This is a genomic window from Streptomyces sp. GQFP, assembly GCF_021545335.1.
Classification (GTDB): Bacteria; Actinomycetota; Actinomycetes; order Streptomycetales; family Streptomycetaceae; genus Streptomyces.
Window position 1 is genome coordinate 5,081,096 of sequence record NZ_CP089312.1, and the last position, 18,314, is coordinate 5,099,409.

Annotated in this window: 18 protein-coding genes; 6 read left to right on the forward strand and 12 right to left on the reverse strand. The window is 71.6% G+C overall.

Annotated elements, in window-relative coordinates; translation table 11 throughout:
* Nucleotides 1–45: 45 nt before the first annotated feature.
* The 3 genes from LUX31_RS22470 to pdhA are packed head-to-tail and all read right to left on the reverse strand — an operon-like array spanning nucleotide 46 to nucleotide 3,475.
* Nucleotides 46–1,338, reverse strand: a complete 1,293-nt coding sequence (locus tag LUX31_RS22470; RefSeq protein WP_235476777.1) for a dihydrolipoamide acetyltransferase family protein — start codon at nucleotides 1,336–1,338, stop codon at nucleotides 46–48.
* Nucleotides 1,338–2,342, reverse strand: a complete 1,005-nt coding sequence (locus tag LUX31_RS22475; RefSeq protein ID WP_235476778.1) for an alpha-ketoacid dehydrogenase subunit beta — start codon at nucleotides 2,340–2,342, stop codon at nucleotides 1,338–1,340. Before LUX31_RS22475 ends, LUX31_RS22470 begins: the two co-directional genes overlap by 1 nt.
* Entirely contained in the window at nucleotides 2,342–3,475 is a 1,134-nt protein-coding gene (gene pdhA / locus LUX31_RS22480) for a pyruvate dehydrogenase (acetyl-transferring) E1 component subunit alpha (protein WP_235476779.1), read from the reverse strand. The genes LUX31_RS22475 and pdhA overlap by 1 nt, the downstream gene beginning before the upstream one ends.
* A gap of 190 nt (nucleotides 3,476–3,665) precedes the next feature.
* On the opposite strand from pdhA, the gene LUX31_RS22485 reads away from it, so the two are divergent.
* On the forward strand, nucleotides 3,666–4,151 hold the full coding sequence (locus LUX31_RS22485; protein WP_235480016.1) for an Lrp/AsnC family transcriptional regulator: 486 nt from the start codon (nucleotides 3,666–3,668) through the stop codon (nucleotides 4,149–4,151).
* 12 nt (nucleotides 4,152–4,163) lie between these two features.
* On the opposite strand, the gene LUX31_RS22490 is transcribed toward LUX31_RS22485, so the two are convergent.
* Together LUX31_RS22490 and LUX31_RS22495 are read right to left on the reverse strand one after the other, a co-directional pair.
* Nucleotides 4,164–4,754, reverse strand: a complete 591-nt coding sequence (locus tag LUX31_RS22490) for a TetR/AcrR family transcriptional regulator (protein ID WP_235476780.1) — start codon at nucleotides 4,752–4,754, stop codon at nucleotides 4,164–4,166.
* Entirely contained in the window at nucleotides 4,751–6,265 is a 1,515-nt protein-coding gene (locus LUX31_RS22495; RefSeq protein WP_235476781.1) for a 3-hydroxyacyl-CoA dehydrogenase, read from the reverse strand. Before LUX31_RS22495 ends, LUX31_RS22490 begins: the two co-directional genes overlap by 4 nt.
* 183 nt (nucleotides 6,266–6,448) lie before the next feature.
* Here LUX31_RS22495 and paaN point away from each other — a divergent pair, with 183 nt between their 5' ends.
* Entirely contained in the window at nucleotides 6,449–8,155 is a 1,707-nt protein-coding gene (gene paaN / locus LUX31_RS22500; RefSeq protein WP_235476782.1) for a phenylacetic acid degradation protein PaaN, read from the forward strand.
* Between the two features lie 118 nt (nucleotides 8,156–8,273).
* On the opposite strand, the gene LUX31_RS22505 is transcribed toward paaN, so the two are convergent.
* Genes LUX31_RS22505 through LUX31_RS22515 form a run of 3 tightly spaced genes read right to left on the reverse strand, consistent with a single transcriptional unit; the run spans nucleotide 8,274 to nucleotide 11,154 of the window.
* Nucleotides 8,274–9,038 (reverse strand): TrmH family RNA methyltransferase, encoded by a 765-nt coding sequence (locus LUX31_RS22505; protein ID WP_235476783.1) that lies wholly within the window; start codon nucleotides 9,036–9,038, stop codon nucleotides 8,274–8,276.
* Nucleotides 9,035–10,300, reverse strand: a complete 1,266-nt coding sequence (locus tag LUX31_RS22510; RefSeq protein ID WP_235476784.1) for an HTTM domain-containing protein — start codon at nucleotides 10,298–10,300, stop codon at nucleotides 9,035–9,037. The genes LUX31_RS22505 and LUX31_RS22510 overlap by 4 nt, the downstream gene beginning before the upstream one ends.
* Nucleotides 10,297–11,154 carry a DUF5819 family protein gene (locus LUX31_RS22515; protein ID WP_235476785.1) on the reverse strand — a complete coding sequence of 286 codons (858 nt, stop codon included), beginning with the start codon at nucleotides 11,152–11,154 and terminating at the stop codon, nucleotides 10,297–10,299. The genes LUX31_RS22510 and LUX31_RS22515 overlap by 4 nt, the downstream gene beginning before the upstream one ends.
* 322 nt (nucleotides 11,155–11,476) lie before the next feature.
* Between LUX31_RS22515 and LUX31_RS22520 the strand changes: the two genes are divergently transcribed.
* A complete protein-coding gene (locus LUX31_RS22520; protein ID WP_235476786.1) occupies nucleotides 11,477–12,610 on the forward strand; it encodes an acyl-CoA dehydrogenase family protein in 1,134 nt (377 codons plus the stop codon).
* Nucleotides 12,611–12,656: 46 nt separating this feature from the next.
* On the opposite strand, the gene LUX31_RS22525 is transcribed toward LUX31_RS22520, so the two are convergent.
* The 4 genes from LUX31_RS22525 to LUX31_RS22540 all read right to left on the reverse strand — a co-directional run bounded on the left by LUX31_RS22525 (nucleotide 12,657) and on the right by LUX31_RS22540 (nucleotide 15,919).
* Nucleotides 12,657–12,986: a rhodanese-like domain-containing protein gene (locus LUX31_RS22525; protein WP_235480017.1), complete on the reverse strand. Its 330-nt coding sequence runs from the start codon at nucleotides 12,984–12,986 to the stop codon at nucleotides 12,657–12,659.
* 37 nt (nucleotides 12,987–13,023) lie between these two features.
* Nucleotides 13,024–13,932: a J domain-containing protein gene (locus tag LUX31_RS22530; protein WP_235476787.1), complete on the reverse strand. Its 909-nt coding sequence runs from the start codon at nucleotides 13,930–13,932 to the stop codon at nucleotides 13,024–13,026.
* Nucleotides 13,933–14,020: 88 nt separating this feature from the next.
* A complete protein-coding gene (locus LUX31_RS22535) occupies nucleotides 14,021–15,475 on the reverse strand; it encodes a DUF2252 domain-containing protein (protein WP_235480018.1) in 1,455 nt (484 codons plus the stop codon).
* A 141-nt stretch (nucleotides 15,476–15,616) separates the two neighbouring features.
* The gene (locus LUX31_RS22540) at nucleotides 15,617–15,919 is read right to left on the reverse strand and encodes an SDR family NAD(P)-dependent oxidoreductase (protein ID WP_235476788.1); all 303 of its coding nucleotides are present in this window, start codon (nucleotides 15,917–15,919) and stop codon (nucleotides 15,617–15,619) included.
* Nucleotides 15,920–15,990: 71 nt separating this feature from the next.
* Between LUX31_RS22540 and LUX31_RS22545 the strand changes: the two genes are divergently transcribed.
* The 3 genes from LUX31_RS22545 to LUX31_RS22555 all read left to right on the forward strand — a co-directional run bounded on the left by LUX31_RS22545 (nucleotide 15,991) and on the right by LUX31_RS22555 (nucleotide 18,230).
* Nucleotides 15,991–16,485 (forward strand): TetR/AcrR family transcriptional regulator, encoded by a 495-nt coding sequence (locus tag LUX31_RS22545; RefSeq protein WP_235476789.1) that lies wholly within the window; start codon nucleotides 15,991–15,993, stop codon nucleotides 16,483–16,485.
* Between the two features lie 543 nt (nucleotides 16,486–17,028).
* The gene (locus tag LUX31_RS22550) at nucleotides 17,029–17,496 is read left to right on the forward strand and encodes a hypothetical protein (RefSeq protein ID WP_235476790.1); all 468 of its coding nucleotides are present in this window, start codon (nucleotides 17,029–17,031) and stop codon (nucleotides 17,494–17,496) included.
* A complete protein-coding gene (locus LUX31_RS22555; RefSeq protein ID WP_235476791.1) occupies nucleotides 17,493–18,230 on the forward strand; it encodes a hypothetical protein in 738 nt (245 codons plus the stop codon). Before LUX31_RS22550 ends, LUX31_RS22555 begins: the two co-directional genes overlap by 4 nt.
* Nucleotides 18,231–18,314 lie beyond the last annotated feature (84 nt).

Below are 18,314 nucleotides of genomic sequence, written 5' to 3' on the forward strand. Positions count from 1 at the left end.
TGCGGGCCCCCGCTGATCACAGGGAACGGGCGCGCGTCACCCTGATCACAGTGTGCGCAGCAGCACCGCCGGCTGTTCGACGCAGTCCGCCACATAGCGCAGGAAACCGCCCGCCGTACCGCCGTCGCACACCCGGTGGTCGAAGGTGAGCCCCAGCTGGACGACCTGCCGCACAGCCAGCTCACCCTCGTGCACCCATGGCTTGGGGACGATCCGGCCGACGCCGAGCATGGCCGCCTCGGGGTGGTTGACGATCGGTGTGGAGCCGTCGACGCCGAACACGCCGTAGTTGTTCAACGTGAAGGTCCCGCCGGTGAGTTCGGCAGGGGTGAGGGTGCCGGTGCGGGCGGCCTCGGTCAGCCGCGCGATCTCCGCGCTCAGCCACTCCGCGTTCCTGGTGTGCGCGTCCCGGACGACGGGGACGACGAGCCCCCGGTCGGTCTGGGCGGCGAAGCCGAGGTGGACACGGTCGAGCCGGACGATCTCCCTGGCCTCCAGGTCGACCGTGGAGTTCAGCTCGGGGTACCGGGCGAGAGCGGCGGTGCAGATACGGGCGAGCAGGGCGAGGAGGGAGATCTTCGGCGCCCCGGCCGCGTTCATCTGCTCGCGCGCGTGCATGAGTTCCGTCGCGTCGGCGTCCACCCAGCAGGTCGCGTCCGGGATCTCGCGCCGACTGCGGGAAAGCTTGTCGGCGACGGCACCGCGGATGCCCTTGAGGGGGACGCGGGTGCCCTCCGCAGAAGCGGCGGCAGGTACGGGAGTAGCAGTCGGGGCCGGGGATTCGGTTCGCGCCACACCGTCGCGCAGGGCGCGCTCCACGTCGGCGCGCAGGATCAGTCCGTCGGGCCCGGAGCCCGCCAGCTCCCGCAGATCCAGGCCGTTCTCGCGGGCGAGCCTGCGCACGAGCGGCGAGATGACCGGCACGGGCCCGTCGCCCCGGGCGGGGGCAGGAGCCTGTACGTCCGTGGCGGCCACCGCTGCGGCGGGCGCCGCCTGTTCCCGCCGTACCCTGCGCCGTCGCGCGGGCGCCTCGGAGGTGCCGTAGCCGACGAGCACGTTCCCGGAGCCCTGGGCGTCACCGGTGTCGGCCGGTGTCCCGACGGCCACCGTCACCAGGGGTGCCCCAACAGGGAGTTCGGTGCCCTCCTCGCCGAAGCGGGCGGTGACGACACCGCCGTAAGGACACGGCACGTCGACCATCGCCTTGGCCGTCTCGACCTCGACGACCGGCTGGTCCACGGCGACGACCTCCCCGACCTCGACCAGCCAGCGCACGATCAGCGCCTCGGTGAGCCCCTCGCCGAGATCGGGGAGCCTGAACTCCAGTACCTGTGCCATCAGCGTTCCGCCTCCCATTGCAACCGCCCCACGGCGTCCAGGACACGGTCGACGCCGGGCAGGTGGTGCCGTTCCAGCATCGGCGGCGGGTACGGGATGTCGAACCCGGCGACGCGCAGCACCGGCGCCTCCAGGTGGTGGAAGCAGCGCTCCGTGACGCGGGCCGCGATCTCCCCGCCCGGGCCGCCGAAACCGCCCGACTCGTGCACGACGAGGGCCCGCCCGGTCCGCCGTACCGAAGCGCAGACCGTCTCGTCGTCGAACGGGACCAGGGAACGCAGGTCGACGACCTCCAGGTCCCAGCCCTCCGCCTCCGCCGCCTGTGCCGCCTCCAGGCAGACGGGCAGCGACGGCCCGTACGTGATGAGCGTGGCGCTGCGGCCCGGGCGCCGCACCACCGCGCGTCCTATCGGTTCAACGGCCGACGGCTCGTCCGGGTTCCAGGAGTCCTTCGACCAGTACAGGCGCTTGGGCTCCAGGAACACCACCGGGTCGTCGGAGGCGATGGCGGCCCGCAGCAGGCCGTACGCGTCGGCGACCGTGGCGGGCGTGACGACATGGAGGCCCGGGGTCGCCATGTAGTACGCCTCGGATGAGTCGCTGTGGTGTTCGACACCGCCGATGCCGCCGCCGTAGGGCACGCGGACGGTGATCGGCAGGGGCATGGCCCCGCGCGTGCGGTTGCGCATCCGGGAGACGTGCGAGATCAGCTGCTCGAACGCGGGGTAGGCGAACGCGTCGAACTGCATCTCGACGACCGGGCGCAGACCGTACATGGCCATGCCGACGGCCGCCCCGAGGATGCCCGCCTCGGCCAGCGGGGTGTCCGTGCAGCGGTCCTCGCCGAACTCCTTCGCGAGCCCGTCGGTGACCCGGAAGACCCCGCCGAGGGTGCCGACGTCCTCGCCCATGACGTGCACGGCCGGGTCGGCGGCCATGGCGTCGCGCATCGCGCGCGTGAGGGCCTGCGCCATGGTGGCCGGTTTGAGGGCGACGGTGGTCATCAGTGCGCCCCTTCCGCCCCGGCATCCAGCTCGGCCCGCAACTGGGCCCGCTGCTCGCGCAGTTGGGGGGTGGGTTCGGCGTAGACCTGGGAGAACAGGTCCATGGGGTCGAGCGCCGGGTCCTGGTTCATCCGGGCCCGCAGGTCGGCGGCGAGTGCCTCGGCGTCGTCGCGCGCGGCCCGGATGCCGTCCTCGTCGAGCAGCCCGCGCGCGGTGAGTTCCTGTTCGAGGAGGTCGATCGGGTCGTGCTCGCGCCAGGCGGCGACCTCGGAGTCGGTCCGGTAGCGCTTGTCGTCGTCGGCGTTGGTGTGGGCCTCCAGGCGGTAGGTCACCGCCTCGACGAGCGTGGGACCACCACCCGCGCGCGCGTGCCGTACGGCGTCGCTCAGCACCTCGTACATGGCGACCGCGTCATTGCCGTCGACCAGGCGGCCAGGCATCCCGTAGCCGACGGCCTTGTGGGCCAGCGACGGGGCGGCGGTCTGCTTGGCGAGCGGCACGGAGATCGCGAAGCCGTTGTTCTGGACCAGGAAGACGACCGGCGTCTGCCACACGGCGGCGAAGTTCAGCGCCTCGTGGAAGTCGCCCTCGCTGGTGCCGCCGTCGCCGACCATGGCCAGCACGACCACGTCGTCGCCCTTGAGCCGGGCGGCGTGCGCGAGCCCCACGGCGTGCGGCAGCTGGGTCGCGAGCGGGGTGCACAGGGGCGCCACCCGGTGCTCACGCGGGTCGTACCCGGTGTGCCAGTCGCCGCGCAGCAGGGTCAGCGCCTGTACGGGGTCCACGCCCCTGGCGACGACGGCGAGCGTGTCCCGGTAGCTGGGGAAGAGCCAGTCGCGGTCCTCCAGGGCGAGCGCGGCGGCCACCTCGCAGGCCTCCTGGCCGACGGTGGAGGGGTACACGGCGAGCCGGCCCTGCTTGGTGAGGGCGGTGGCCTGCGCGTTGTACCGCCGCCCGCGCACCAGCTGCGCGTACAGCCTGCGCAGCAGTCCCGGGTCCGCCTGCGCCGCCGCCTCGGTGCCGAGGACGCGGTACGGCGCCGCGTCGGGCAGCAGCGGCGCGGGGTCGGTACGGGGCTGCCAGGCGGGCGGCGGCGTGGGCCGGTATGCGCCCCGCTGCTCCATGACCGTCATGACGGCACCTCCTCGTGGGAGACGGCTTCGGGCACACCACGGATGTGAGGCGCCTCACCTACCGATTGTTCGGTCGTCGGCACATTTTGGCTACAGGCACCGCCAGGCTGTGGACAAACGGTTCTCCACAGCCTGAGATGGACGCAGTACGTCCATGGTAGGGAGGCGGGGGGACATGGCACCTGAACAAATGGCCGAACGCCCGGAGGGCGGCAACACCCTGCCGCCCGCACGCCCGCTGGACGCCATCGATCAGGACATCCTGCAGATGCTCCAGGCGGACGGCCGCGCCTCGATCCGGTCCGTGGCCGAACGTGTGCACGTCTCCCGGGCCAACGCCTACGCGCGCATCAACCGCCTCATGGAGGACGGTGTGATCCGCGGCTTCGGCGCCCGCGTGGACCACGAACGCGCCGGGCAGGGCACCTCGGCGTACATCACCCTGAAGATCGTCCAGAACTCCTGGCGCACGGTCCGCGAACAGCTCAGGCAGCTCCCCGGGGCGGACCACATCGCCCTGGTCGGCGGCGACTTCGACGTCCTCCTGCTGGTCCACACCCCTGACAACAAGGCGCTGCGCGAGCTGGTCCTGATGCGCCTGCAGGCGATGCCGGAGGTGCTCAGCACGCGCACGCTGCTGGTGTTCGAGGAGGAGGACCTGGACCTGGAGGGCTGAGCCCCCGGCAGGTCACTCCGGGCTGCGCAGGCCCCCGAAGACCAGCCGCACCACCGCGTCGGAGACCTCCCGCTCGCCCATGCCGCGCCCGTCGGGCCGGTACCACTCGACGACCGAGTTGATCATCCCGAAGACGAGCCGCGTCGCGAGCCGCACCTCCACGTCACCGCGCACGTCCCCCTCGGCCGCCGCGGCCCTGAGCAGATCGGCGACCCGGTGGTCGAAGTCCCGGCGCCGTTCCAGGGCCCAGCGCTCGGTGTCGGTGTTGCCGCGCACCCGCAGCAGCAGCGTCACGTACGGCAGCTCGGCCATGAGCACCTCGACCATGCGCCGTACGACGTACTCCAGACGTCCTGCGGCGGGCCCCACGCGCGCGTGCTCCTCGTCGAGGATCCCGAAGAGCCCGTCCAGCGCCCGGCTGACGGCGAGGCGCAGCAGCTCCTCCTTGCCGGTGACGTGGTGGTATATCGACGACTTGGAGATGCCCGCGGCCTTGGAGAGGTGCTCCATGGAGGTGCCGTCGTAGCCGCGCTCGTTGAACACCTGGACGGCGACCTGGAGCAGCGTCGTCGGGGTGTACGTGTCGCGCTTGGCGGTGGTCATGGGGTGCCCTCCCGCTTGTCGGTGGCGTACGCGTGGCGGTAGAGCGCGAGGGACGGCGCGTACCGTCCGCTCGGGTCGCGCTGGTGGAGTTCGTCGAGGATCTCGTGCGCCCAGCTCCGGCCGAGCCTGCGGCTCCACTCGAAGGGCCCGAGCGGGTAGTTGACGCCGAGGCGCATCGCCGTGTCGACGTCCTCCTCGGTGGCGACGCCCTTGGCGACGGCGTCGTGCGCGAGGTCGACGATCCGGGCCACCGTACGGGCGACGATCATGCCGGGGGCGTCCCCGAGGACGCTGACGTCCTTGCCGAGCGTCTGGAAGAGGCCGATGGCCTCGCTGAGGGTCTGCGGCTGGGTGTCCTGGGAGGCGGACAGGGCCATGCGGGTCGCGCGCCGGTAGTCGAGCGCGAGGTCGAAGTAGACGACGTCACGGAACTCGACGCTGGTCTGTCCGTCGGCGAGGACCAGCTGGCCGCCGCCGGGCAGCACCAGCCGGGTGCCGTGGTCCTCCTCGTCCTCACGGACGGGAATGCCCGCCTCGCGGATCAGCGCGAGGAGGTCGGACGCGGGGCCCAGGTCGCCCTCCGCGACGACGTAGGCGGGCGCCTGGGCCTTCTCCGCGGTGTGCGGTTCGGCGCGCTCGGCGTCGTCCCCGTAGTCGTACCAGCCCTGCCCGGTCTTGCGGCCGAGCCGGCCCGACTCGACGAGCCGCCGCTGGGCGAGCGAGGGCGTGAACCGCACGTCCTGGAAGAAGGCCTGCCACACGGAGTGGGTGACGGCCTCGTTGACGTCCTGCCCGATGAGGTCGGTCAGCTCGAAGGCGCCCATCCGGAAGCCGCCGCACTCGCGCAGCACCGCGTCGATGGTGGCGGGGTCGGCGGACTGGGCCTCGTACGCCGCGAAGGCCTCGGCGTAGAAGGGCCGGGCGAGGCGGTTGACGATGAAGCCGGGGGTGTCGGCGCAGGCGACCGGGGTCTTGCCCCAGGCGCGGGCCATCTCGTACGCGCGCGTGGCCGACGTGACGTCGGTGGCGAACCCGGAGACGACCTCCACGAGGGGCAGCAGCGGCGCCGGGTTGAAGAAGTGCAGGCCGACGAACCGCCCCGGGTTGCGCAGGACGCCTCCGATGGCGGTGACGGACAGCGAGGAGGTGTTGGTGGCCAGCAGACAGTCGTCGTCGACCACGTCCTCCAGCGCGCGCAGCAACTCCTGCTTGACGTCGAGCTGTTCGAGGACGGCCTCGACGACGAGGGAGCAGTCGGCGAGTTCGCCGAGGCTCCCGGCGGCGTGCAGCCGGCCCCGGGCGGTGTCCCGGTCGGCCGCCGTCATCCGGTCCTTCTCGACGAGCCGGTCGAGCCGCGCGCCGATCGCTCCGGCGGCCTCCTGGGCACGCCCGGGAACGGCGTCGAACAGCCGTACGTGATGGCCGGCGACCAGCGCGACCTGGGCGATGCCCTGGCCCATGGTGCCGGTGCCGACGACGGCCACGGGGCTGCTGAGGTCGAGTGCTGTCATGTGCGCGATCCTCCCGCACGGGTTGTCCACAGATGCGGCGGACCCCCTTGTCCCGACCGATCGTTCGGTTACTCTAACTCTGTCGTGCCTTTCCTGCCCAGGTCATGTCCCGGTTCATGCGCCAGGTCACGGCCGGGGCCATGAGCTCAACGAAGTGCTCTTGAGACGAGGAGTTGTTCCCCGATGGCCGCCGAACTCACCGCGCACCAGCTGATCGCCCAGCACCGGCCCACCCTCGACCAGGCGCTGGAAGCGATCCGCACACGCGCGTACTGGTCCCCGCACCCCGAACACCCCAAGGCGTACGGGGAGGACGGCAGCCTGGACCTGGCCGCGGGCAAGGCCGCCTTCGACGCCGTCCTTAACACCCGCCTCGACCTCGACCAGCCCGGCACGGACGACTGGGTGGGCGGCGAGGAGTCCCCGTACGGCATCGCACTGGGCGTCACCTACCCGCACGCGGACGTCGACGTGCTGCTGCCCGCCATGAAGGCCGGCCAGCGCGCCTGGCGGGACGCGGGCGCGGAGGTGCGCGCGATGGTCTGCCTGGAGATCCTCAAGCGGATCAGCGGCCGGACGCACGAGTTCGCGCACGCGGTCATGCACACCAGCGGCCAGGCCTTCATGATGGCGTTCCAGGCGGGCGGCCCGCACGCCCAGGACCGCGGCCTGGAGGCGGTGGCGTACGCGTACGCGGAGCAGGTCCGCACCCCCGGCACCGCGGAGTGGAACAAGCCCCAGGGCAAGCGCGACCCCCTGGCCCTCACCAAGCACTTCACGCCGGTCCCGCGCGGTGTCGCCCTCCTCATCGGCTGCAACACCTTCCCGACGTGGAACGGCTACCCGGGCCTGTTCGCGTCCCTGGCCACGGGCAACGCGGTCCTCGTGAAGCCCCACCCGCGCGCGGTGCTGCCGCTCGCGCTGACGGTCCAGGTGGCGCGCGAGGTCCTGGCGGAGACCGGCTTCGACCCGAACCTGGTCGCGCTGGCCGCCGAGCGTCCCGGTGAAGGCATCGCGAAGACCCTGGCGACCCGCCCGGAGATCCGCGTCATCGACTACACGGGCTCGACGGCGTTCGGCGACTGGCTGGAGGCCAACGCCCGCCAGGCGCAGGTCTACACGGAGAAGGCCGGCGTCAACACGGTGATCGTGGAGTCGACCGACAACTACAAGGGCATGCTGTCGAACCTCGCGTTCGCGCTCTCCCTGTACAGCGGCCAGATGTGCACGACCCCGCAGAACCTCCTGATCCCGCGCGACGGCATCCGTACGGAGGAGGGCCACAAGTCGTACGACGAGGTGGTCACCGGCCTCGCCGCCGCCGTCGGCGGCCTCCTCGGCGACGACGCGCGCGCGAACGGTCTGCTGGGCGCGATCGTCAACCCCGACGTGAAGGCACGCCTGGAGGCCGCGGCCGGGCTCGGCGAAGTCGCCCTGACCTCACGGGAGATCACGAACCCCGACTTCCCGGACGCCGTGGTCCGTACCCCGGTCATCGTGAAGCTCGACGGCGCGCAGAAATATTGGGATGGGGCGGACTCCGAGGCCGCCTACATGAGCGAGTGCTTCGGCCCGGTCTCCTTCGCCGTCGCGGTCGACTCGGCGGCCGAAGCGGTGCGACTGCTGCGGCGGACGGTCCGCGAGAAGGGCGCGATGACGGTCGGCGCGTACACGACCGACCCGGAGTTCGAACAGGCAGTCGAGGAGGCCTGCCTGGAGGAATGCGCCCAGCTGTCGCTGAACCTGACCGGCGGGGTGTACGTCAACCAGACGGCCGCCTTCTCCGACTTCCACGGCTCGGGCGGCAACCCGGCGGCGAACGCGGCCCTGTGCGACGGGGCGTTCGTGGCGAACCGGTTCCGGGTGGTGGAGGTGCGCCGGCAGGCCTGAGCACTCCGGTGGATACGCGGTTCGTTCGCTGCGGCCCGGTGGGGGCTGGTCGCGCCCCGCGGCGCAGCCGCAAATCGATGCAGCCCCGCGCCTCTTTAGGGGCGCGGTTCCGCGCCTCTCAGAAGGTCCCGTTCCCCGTGACGCTCCAGTGGTACAGCGTCATCGCCACGCTCGTCGCCAGGTTGTAGCTGGAGACCTGGGGGCGCATCGGGAGGGACACCAGGTGGTCGGCACGCGCGCGTAGGTCGGGTGACAGTCCGCTGCGCTCGGAGCCGAAGGCGAGGACGGCGTCGTCCGGGAGCTTCAGGCCCCGGATGTCGTCGCCCTCCGGGTCGAGCGCGAACACCGGCCCGGCCGGCAGCTCGGCCACCGTCAGCCTCTCCACGGCGGTCGCGAAGTGCAGCCCCGCCCCACCGCGTACGACGGTGGGGTGCCAGGGGTCGAGCGTCCCGGTGGTGACGACGCCGGTCGCGCCGAACCCGGCCGCGAGCCGGATCACCGCCCCGGCGTTGCCGAGATTGCGCGGGTTGTCGAGAACGACGACGGGCGCGGTCCGGGGTGTGCGCGCGAGCGCCTCCAGATGGGCCGCGCGGGAGGGCCGTACGGCCAGGGCGGCCACCGCGGTGGGATGCGGGCGCGGCACGAGGGACGTGTACGCCGTCTCCGGGACCTCGGTCAGCAGGGCGTCCAGGGTGTCCCGTACGTCCGGAGCCAGTTCGTCGGCGAGAGCGAGCGTCGCGCGTCGGTCGGTGGTCACGGCCACCGGGATCCGCGCGCCGAAGCGGAGGGCGTGCTTGAGGGCGTGGAAGCCGTCGAGCAGGACGGAGGAGCCCACAAGGCGGTGCCACTCGGCCACCACGGGCCCTGTTGCTGCGTCCGTCATGCCTTGAAGCCTACGTGCGGGGGCTCGGCCGACTCGTCCGCGGCGGGCTCGTCGGGCGCCCCGGAGGCGGGTGGGTCCGGCTCCGCACGCCCGTCGCCCCGCAGCCGGGAGACAAGGCGCACGCGCGCGCGTGCCGCTCGGTCGCCGAGTCGGCGCAGGAAGGAGGTCGGCAGGAACACGGCGTCCGCGGCGATCATCGCGAGCGAGAAGAAGGGCAGCCCGAGCACGACGGCGATCACGGCGTGCTCGGTCATCATCACGGCCAGCAGGACGTTCTTGACCCGCCGGTTGAACAGCGTGAAGGGGAAGGCGACCTGCACGATCACCGTCCCGTACGTCACCAGCATCACCATCGTGCCGCTCGACGACATCAGGTCGGAGAGCGCGGGCCACGGCGAGAAGTAGTCGAGGTGGAGCGGGTAGTAGACGGCCGTTCCGTCCTGCCAGCGCGAGCCCTGGATCTTGTACCAGCCGGCCGTCGCGTAGATCAGACAGGCCTCGGCCATGATCACGAAGAGGGCCGCGTTGTGCACGAGGTTGCCGACGATGTCGAGCAGCATCCGGGGCTCCCCGCCCCGCCCCCGGCGCGACACGGCCCACCACACGGCCTGCGCCAGCCACATGCCCCAGAGGATCACCGGGACCAGCGGGTCGCCGTCGAGCCTGCCGGCGGCGGTTCCGGCGACGAGGAGCAGCCCGAGGACGGTCCAGAGCGCCGGGCCCACCCGGTCGGGGGCGGGGTCGAAGAGCACGCGCGCGCGTGCCTCGCGGGCGCGCCGGGCGTCCAGGGACCACACCTGGCCGCAGCGCGTGAACACCAGGTAGAGGGACATCAGGTGGAGGACGTTGTCGCCGCCGTCGCCCACGAAGATGCTGCGGTTCTGGAGCGAGAGCACACCGACCATGAAGACCACGGACAGGGTGCGGGTCCGCCAGCCGAGCAGCAGCAGAAGACTGGCGAGCACGGCGAGCACGTAGACGAGCTCGAACCAGATCTGGCTGCCGGACCACATCAGGACCGTGAAGGCACCGTTGTCCGCGGTGAGCTGCTGGGCGAGATCCCAGCTCCAGGGGCCGTCGGGCCCGTACAGCTCCCGTCGGTGCGGGAACTCGCGCAGCAGGAACAGCAGCCAGGTCACCGAGAAGCCGATCCGGACGACGGCGGCCTGGTAGGGACCCAGGGCGTTCTCGGTGACCCGCCCGATGCCGAGGGAGACGGAACGGGTCAGCGAGCGGGGAGCGGTCGGCGCGGGGCGGGTCATGAGGCGTCCACCCGCGTCGCGTCGGCCGCGCCCGCCGCCCGGGCCGCCTCCTCGTCGTCGGGGACGGGCCACCAGGGCAGTACGCGGTACGTCGGCTTCTCGGGCACCTGCACCTGTTCCTGGCTCCACTCGGGCGGCCGGACGTTGGTCGTGCGGGAGCGGACCTGGACGCGGTCGATCGTGCCGCCGGGGCCCGCCGCGTCCTCACGGTCGAGGCGCAGGACGACGATGCGACGCAGATACTGCTCGGCGAGGGCCCCGCGCAGGCCCGAGGGGCGGTTCTGGGCGTCGTGCGAGCCGACGAGGAAGTCCCAGGCCCGGCGCAGCTCGTTCTGCTGGGTGTGACTCGGCACCGGATTGCCGTGGATGGCCTCGCCGTCCAGCGCGGAGAGGTCGTACCAGGCGGTCGTACGGGCCCCGCCGTCCGCGGTACGGACATCGGCGCGGACCTCGACAGCGATGTTCTGCTGGAGCGGGTTGGGGGCGAACAGCTTCCAGTTCTGCTCGAACTCCGGGTAGATCCAGTCGTCGATCGTCCGCGCGTGCGCCTTGGTGACCGTGTTCGAGGGCGCGACGTGCAGAAAGACCATCCCGAGGTGCGCACACGCGGCGACGGCGACGACCGCGAGGGCCAGGGCGGCGCCTATCTGGTACGGGAGGGAGAGGGCGGCCAGCGAGGGGCGGGGCGCTTCCTGGGAACCGTCGGGGGCCGGGGCGCCGAGAGGAGGCGCGCTGTCGCCGTCCGGCGGGCCGGACCCGGGCGGCGGCGGGGGGCCGTCCGGCGGGGAGCCCTCGGCCCCGCCGGGCTCGTCACGCCCGTGCCGGGCGTCCGAGCCTGCCTCGTACGCGTCCATTCCGCCCCGTCTCCCGAATCCCGGTCCCACGCACCCCACGACACGGCGTGCGCACGGGCACGGTACTCAGGCCCACCCTCCCTGCGCAGCCCCCTCCGCACACCTGCACGACCTGCACACGGCACCCGCGAGGGCCGCCTCGGGGAGTTATCCACAGCCGTTGACACCCTACGGCCCGCCGCCGGATCATCGAATCAGGCAAACCGAACGATCGGTTGGTTCACTCGCCTCACACCCTCGCCCTCCACCCGTTCCCTTCTTCTAGAACCTGTTCTATCTTGACGCCCCGTCAGATACCCGCCCGCCCCGAGAGGACAGCACCATGGACTTCAGGTTCAGCGAGGAGCAGCAGGCGGCGGTCGAGGCGGCCCTGGCGGTGTTCGGCGGGGTCGCGCCGGACTCGGTGCCCAGTCCGTCGCTCGTCGCGGGCGCCGTCGCGGACGACTTCGACCGGGCCCTGTGGGAGCGGCTCGCCGGTGCGGATCTGCTGAGTCTGCTGCTCGACGAGGACTTCGACGGGGCCGGTCTCGACGCCATCGCCCTGTGCCTCGTGCTGCGCGAGTCCGCGAAGGTGCTGGCCAGGGTGCCCCTGCTGGAGAGCTGCGCGGCCATGGCGGCCGTACAGGCGTACGGGGACGAGGAGTTGCGGGGCGAGGTGCTGCGCCGGGCCGGGACCGGCGAACTCGTTCTCACCGTCGCCGCGCACGGCCGTACCGGCCACGACCCCGCCGAACTCGCCGTGACCGCCGGGCGGGACGGTGACCTCTGGGTCCTCGACGGCACGCAGACGGCGGTGCCCTGGGCGCACAACGCCGACTTCGTCCTCGTACCCGCGCGCACCAGCGCCGACCGGACCGTCCTCGCCCTGGTCCCCCGGAGCCACGAAGGCGTCGTCCTCGGCGAGCAGATATCCACCGCCGGTGAGCGGCTCGGCGAACTGCGCCTGGAGTCCGTGCGGTTGCCGGACCGGTACGTCCTCGACGCCGACGGCGGCTGGCCGTGGCTGCGCGATCTGCTGACCGTCGGAACGTGCACGCTGGCGCTCGGGCTCGGGACGGCGGTGCTGGGCATGACCAGCGACTACACCAGCAAGCGGGAGCAGTTCGGACATCCGCTGGCCACGTTCCAGGCCGTCGCCGTGCAGGCCGCCGACCGGTACATCGACCTGCGCGCGATGGAGGTCACGCTGTGGCAGGCGGCGTGGCGGATCAGCACCGGGGCCGGGGGCGCGCTGCCCGCATCCGGGGACGTCGCCGTCGCCAAGATCTGGGCCTCGGAGGGCGTACGACGGGTCGTGCAGACCGCGCAGCATCTGCACGGCGGTTTCGGCGCCGACACCGACTATCCGCTGCACCGGTTCCACGCCTGGGCCAAGTACCTGGAGCTGTCGCTCGGCCCGGCCGCAGCGCACGAGGAGGCCCTTGGCGACCTGCTGGCGGCCCACCAGCTGGGCTGAACCCGGCGGTGGGCCGTCACGTACCGGGATACGGGGAGACGGGGGTTCAGGCGACGAAGCCCGGCGCACCCTCATCCGTCACGACCGGACGGCCCGCCGCCTCCCACACCTGCATACCGCCGCCGACGTTCACCGCGTCGACGCCCTGCTGGACCAGGTAGTTGGTGACCTGGGCCGAGCGGCCGCCGGAGCGGCAGATCACGTTGACCCGGCCGCCCTGCGGTGCCGCCTCGGTCAACTCGCCGTAGCGGGCGACGAACTCGCTCATCGGGATGTGCAACGCCCCCTCGGCGTGCCCCGCCTGCCACTCGTCGTCCTCGCGGACGTCCAGCAGGAAGTCGCCGTCCTTGAGGTCCGAGACCTCGACCGTGGGCACACCAGCTCCGAAACTCATGTCCCCGACGATACCCAGGTCACTGCTCCAGCAACTCCGCGAGTTCCCTCTCGCGCTCCGCGACCTGCGCCAGGAGCTGCTCGGCGATCTCCTCCAGGAGGCGGTCGGGGTCGTCCGGGGCGAGCTTCAGCATCGCGCCGATCGCGCCCTCCTCCAGCTCACTGGCGACCAGCGTGAGCAGTTCCTTGCGCTGGGAAAGCCATTCGAGGCGGGCGTACAGCTCCTCGCTGTGACTCGGCTGCCACTCGGCGGGCGCCGGACCGGCCGCCCACTCCTCGGCCAGCTCCCGCAACAGCCCCTCGTCACCCCGCCCGTAGGCGGCGTTGACCCGGGAGATGAACTCGTCGCGCCGCGCCCGCTCGTCCTCGTCCTGCGCGAGGTCAGGGTGGGCCTTGCGGACCAGTTCGCGGTAGAGCTTGCGGGCCTCGTCGCTCGGGCGGACCCGCTGCGGAGGCCGCACCGGCTGGTCGGTGAGCATCGCGACGGCCTCCGGGAACAGTCCCTCCGAGTCCATCCAGCCGTGGAACAGCTCCTCGACACCGGGCATCGGCATGACCCGCGCCCGCGCCTCCTGCGCCGCGCGCACGTCCTCGGGTGCGCCGGTCCGCGCGGCCTTCGCCTCGGCGATGCTCGCGTCCAGTTCGTCGAGGCGGGCGTACATCGGCCCGAGCTTCTGGTGGTGCAGCCGGGAGAAGTTCTCGACCTCGATACGGAAGGTCTCGACGGCGATCTCGTACTCGATGAGCGCCTGCTCGGCGGCCCGCACGGCCCGCTCCAGCCTTGCCTCGGGCCGATCCGCCTCAGCCGCGCCCTCGGCCGCGCCCCCGGTCCGATCGGCCGCGCCGGACGGCGCCTGCGCGTCAAGGGGCTCCCGCGGCCCGTCGGCTTCGGGCACGGACGAGGACTGCTCAGCTTCCGGGGTCGTCACCCGCCCAGCGTAGGCCACGGCTCACCCGCACAGCCAAGGCCACCGAACAGACCCCGCGCCGCCCCGCCCCCGTCCCCCGTAACAACCGTCACACCCCCATCTCCGCGTCGATCCTCCCCGCCCGCACCGCCTCCACCAGATCCGCGTGGTCCGCCTCCGTGCGGTCGGCATAGGACATGGCGAACGTCGCCATCGCCTCGTCCAGCTCGTCGCCCTTGCCGCAGTAGCCGGCGATCAGCCGCGGGTCGGCGCTGTGGGCGTGGGCGCGGGCCAGCAGGGCGCCCGTCATCCGGCCGTAGTCGTCGACCTGGTCGGCGGAGAGGGCGGCCGGGTCGACGCTGCCCTTGCGGTTGCGGAACTGCCGTACCTGGAAAGGCAGTCCGTCGACAGTGGTCCAACCGAGGAGGATGTCGCTCACGACCTGCATGCGCTTCTGCCCGAGCACCACCCGGCGCCCCTCGTGCATCGCGCCCGTGGCCTCCACCGGGTCGAAGCCGGCGGTCGCCAGATGCGGAACCAGCGCCGAGGGCCGGGCCTCCTTCACCTGGAGCACGAGGGACTCACCGCGGTGGTCCAGCAGCAGCACGACGTACGACCGCGCGCCCACGCTCCCCGTGCCCACGATCCGGAACGCCACGTCGTGCACCGAGTGCCGGGCCAGCAGCGGAAGCCGGTCCTCGGACAGAGTGCCCACGTACTCCTCCAGGGACGCCGCCACCGCCGCGGCCTCCGCGTCCGGCACCTCACGCAGCACCGGCGGGGCGGCCACGAAGCGCCGCCCGCCGTCCTCGGTGGCCTCCGTCGACCTGGCCGCGAAGCGCCCGCTGGTGTTGCCCCGCGCCTTCTCGGAGACCCGCTCCAGGGTGCCGATCAGGTCGTGGGCGTCCGTGTAGGAGACGAGTTCCTCGTCCGCGATGGCGTTCCACGCGTCCAGCACCGACAGCTTCGCGAGGAGCCGCATCGTGCGCCGGTACGCGCCGACCGCGCCGTGCGCCGCTCCCCGGCAGGTGGCCTCGTCCGCGCCCGCCTCCCGGCCCGCGAGCACGAGCGAGGCGGCGAGCCGCTTGAGGTCCCACTCCCAGGGACCCAGGACCGTCTCGTCGAAGTCGTTGAGGTCCATGACCAGACCGCCGCGCGCGTCCCCGTACAGCCCGAAGTTGCCCGCGTGGGCGTCGCCGCAGATCTGGGCCCGGATCCTGGTCATCGGCGTACGGGCCAGGTCGTACGCCATCAGGCCCGCCGAACCGCGCAGGAACGCGAACGGGGTGGCCGCCATCCTGCCCACCCTTATCGGGGTCAGCTCGGGGATACGGCCGAGGTTGGACTCCTTGACCGCCGCCTCCGCGTCCGGACGCGAACCGTCCGTGCCGGAGTCGAAGGAGGCGTGCGCGGCCCGGGGGACCTGCCGCCGCAGCGCCTTCCCCTCCTCCTTGGGGGAGGAGCCCGCCGCCTGCCACTGGGCGAAGCCACGCACCCGGGGAAGCTCCCGTGCCCGGCTCGGCGCCGCTCCGGTACCCGCAGACTCCGTACCGACCTCGGTCATCGCGACCGCCTCCCCCGCTTCGTTCACCACTGTCAACATCAACTCGCGACGACCGTACCGCCACCGGACAAATCCCGTCAGAGCCTGTGGATAACTCTTCGACGCCAAGTCGGCTCGCAGGACGTACCTCGGTGTTGCAGGTCAGGTGGCCGGCAGACCCCCGTCGATGTACAGGTCATGGGCGTTGAGGCCGGTCTTGCGGAGCAGGAAGTCGGTGGCATCGGCGATCTCGGCCATCGCCACCAGTCGTCCGATCGGTGCCCGGTCCGAGTGCGGCGGGTCGAGAACGTCACGCCATTTGGGGCTGTCGGCGATCAGGCCCGGATAGGGGCGTTCCCTGGCGAGCCCGCCGAAAAGAACGACGGAGGCGCCCGGGTTCAACCGGTCACGCAGCACACGGACCGTCTCGGCGTAGCCGACGAACTTCAAGGTCACGGCCGTCACGGCGTCGGTGATGCGTCGGCCAACGAGGCGCCGATCGTCTCGGGCCGAGCAAGGTCGAGGGCAGTCCCCGGGTGCCGGCGCCGATCCGGGCGGAGATGGTCTCGGCCCGTGCCTTGTCCCTCCGCCATGTGCGCCGCCAGCGCGGGGAACAGCGCCGGTTCCTCGTGATCGAGGTGCCGGTGGACCAGGTCGCGCACAATGGCCGCCGCGGCGGCCAACGCCGCCCGATCCGCGCCGAGTTCGCTCAACCCGCCGCCAACGACCCACCCATCGCCCTCGTGCGCAGCGCAGCGTCCGACGAGCACGCGGCGGCCCACCTCCTGGTCGCCATGCAGGAGAACAGCGCCGCCGCCCACCGGTCCATGCTCTCCCCCGACGCCCCGGCAGAACCCGGCGACGGCCTGGACACCCGCGTCGCACTCGCGGGGTCGCACATGATCGGAGTGGCCTTCAGCCGCTGCATCGCACGAACCGAGCCCCTCGCCTCGATGCCACCCGGGCAACTCGCCGCACAGCTCACCCGGGTCCTGTGGCACATCCTCTTCGAGGAGACCGCACCTCAGTGAGAGAGCTCACACGGACAGGAAAATCACACAGCGAACCGTCACGGCAGCAAAACGGAACGGCCCTCATCGTGATCACGATGAGGGCCGTTCACTTGTGGGGCACCGACGGAACTCACTGGTCAGGCCCCTACGCGGGTGCCACTAGAGATCGTTTCCCACGCTGTGCCGCCGGTTTTCCCGCGGCCCAGGCCAGAGGGCTCGTCAGGGGTGTCGGCGGATTCGCGATGCGCTGCCCGCGCCGCCGGGACCTGCACCCAGTCACCTATTACCGATTACGGGTGAATAATTCCTATTTCGTTGATCAAGGCACGGGCCCATGATCGAATCAGCCCACAAGGGGCAGCACAGCCAATCACCCTGCCCCACACACCGCATGACCACACACAAGGAAACCCTTTGCGCGCCTTCACCAGCACCGCGGTCTGCTCGGCCGTAGTCACAGGCATGCTTCTGGCATCCGCGGTCGTCACACCCGCCTCAGCGCGTACGACGTCACCGAGTGGACAGGACCTGCAGGTGATGTCCGACTAAGGGTACGCGCAGGTGTTCGGCACGGCTCGCGCCGAAGTGGAGGGACTGGTCGTGAATCCGCCCCGGGTGAGTCCGCCTTCGCCAAGTGCCGGCACTGGTCTGTCGGTCAGTCACTGGAGCGTGGTGAAGTTCGTCAGCAAGGACGGCGAGGGGAAGAACATCCCGACCCGGGAGGGCAACAGCAAGTTCGGCTGGCGGCACTTCTCAGGGCCGCACAACATTCACGATCCCAAAGTGATCAAGATCGTGACCAGCGAACGCCCGGAAGAGAAGGAAGGAGCACGCCGGGTCTACGGCGGCGTGCTGACCAACCGTCTCGGCGCGATCCTCGCCCGGATCAAGGTGATCGCCCAGTACAGCTACAAGACCGCGGACGGCGACTACGAGCTCGCCGACCACAGCCACAAGATCGGAACGATCACCGCGTACTGTGAGCGGGTTCCTCGCAACAAGTGCCCCGACGCGGTGAACGAGACATGACGTCCCCACTCCCGGGCGCCAGTCAGGAGTCCGCACCGGTGCAGCGCTGGGAGAACGAAGGACTGGCCCGGCTGCAAGCCGCCCTCGTCCGGGGCATGCTCCGCTTCACGGCGGCACCCCTGGGTGGCGGCCCTGTCGTCCGAGGCGTGCTCCCCGTCCCCAACGGACGAGGCGTGGGCAGAGTGGCCATCTGGGACGGCCAAGACATCGAGACCTCAGTGGCCTACGACCTGCCGCTGCTGGACCGCCACGGCGACAACATCCCCGCCTCCACAGTGGCAGCCGCTCTGCGCCAGGCTGTACGTCAGGCATCCGACATCCCTCGGACGGCAGCGGATCACAACCGTGACGGGCACGGCATCCCCGTCGTGGCCGCGGAGAACATGGGGCTGCTCCTGGAGGACGGTCCGGAGTTCGACCTCACGGACGCTCTCCACGCGGCAGCCGCAGGAATCACCCCGCCCGGCGGATACGAACCCGCCGGGAAGCTGTGTCTGCTCGGCTTCCTCCTCCTCGACCAGCACAGCGCGCGTCTCTACGTGACCGGCGAGGGGCTGTCCGACACGGTCGGCCTTGACGTGTCACTTCGCGACGAAGAGGGAGCCGTCACCGTGGGCATCACGGGCCTGGCCGCTGCGCTGCCCTCACTCATCGCCGACGACCAGTTGCGGTACAACCCCTCGGACGCCGTGGACCCCTATTGCTCGGAAGTATTCGACCTGACCCACTGGTAGCGGGTCACCGAAGGAGCACGTACGGCAGGGCATCCTCGAACCGGATGGACCGAACGGGTGGGGCGCCGCGCCCATGCCCGTGTT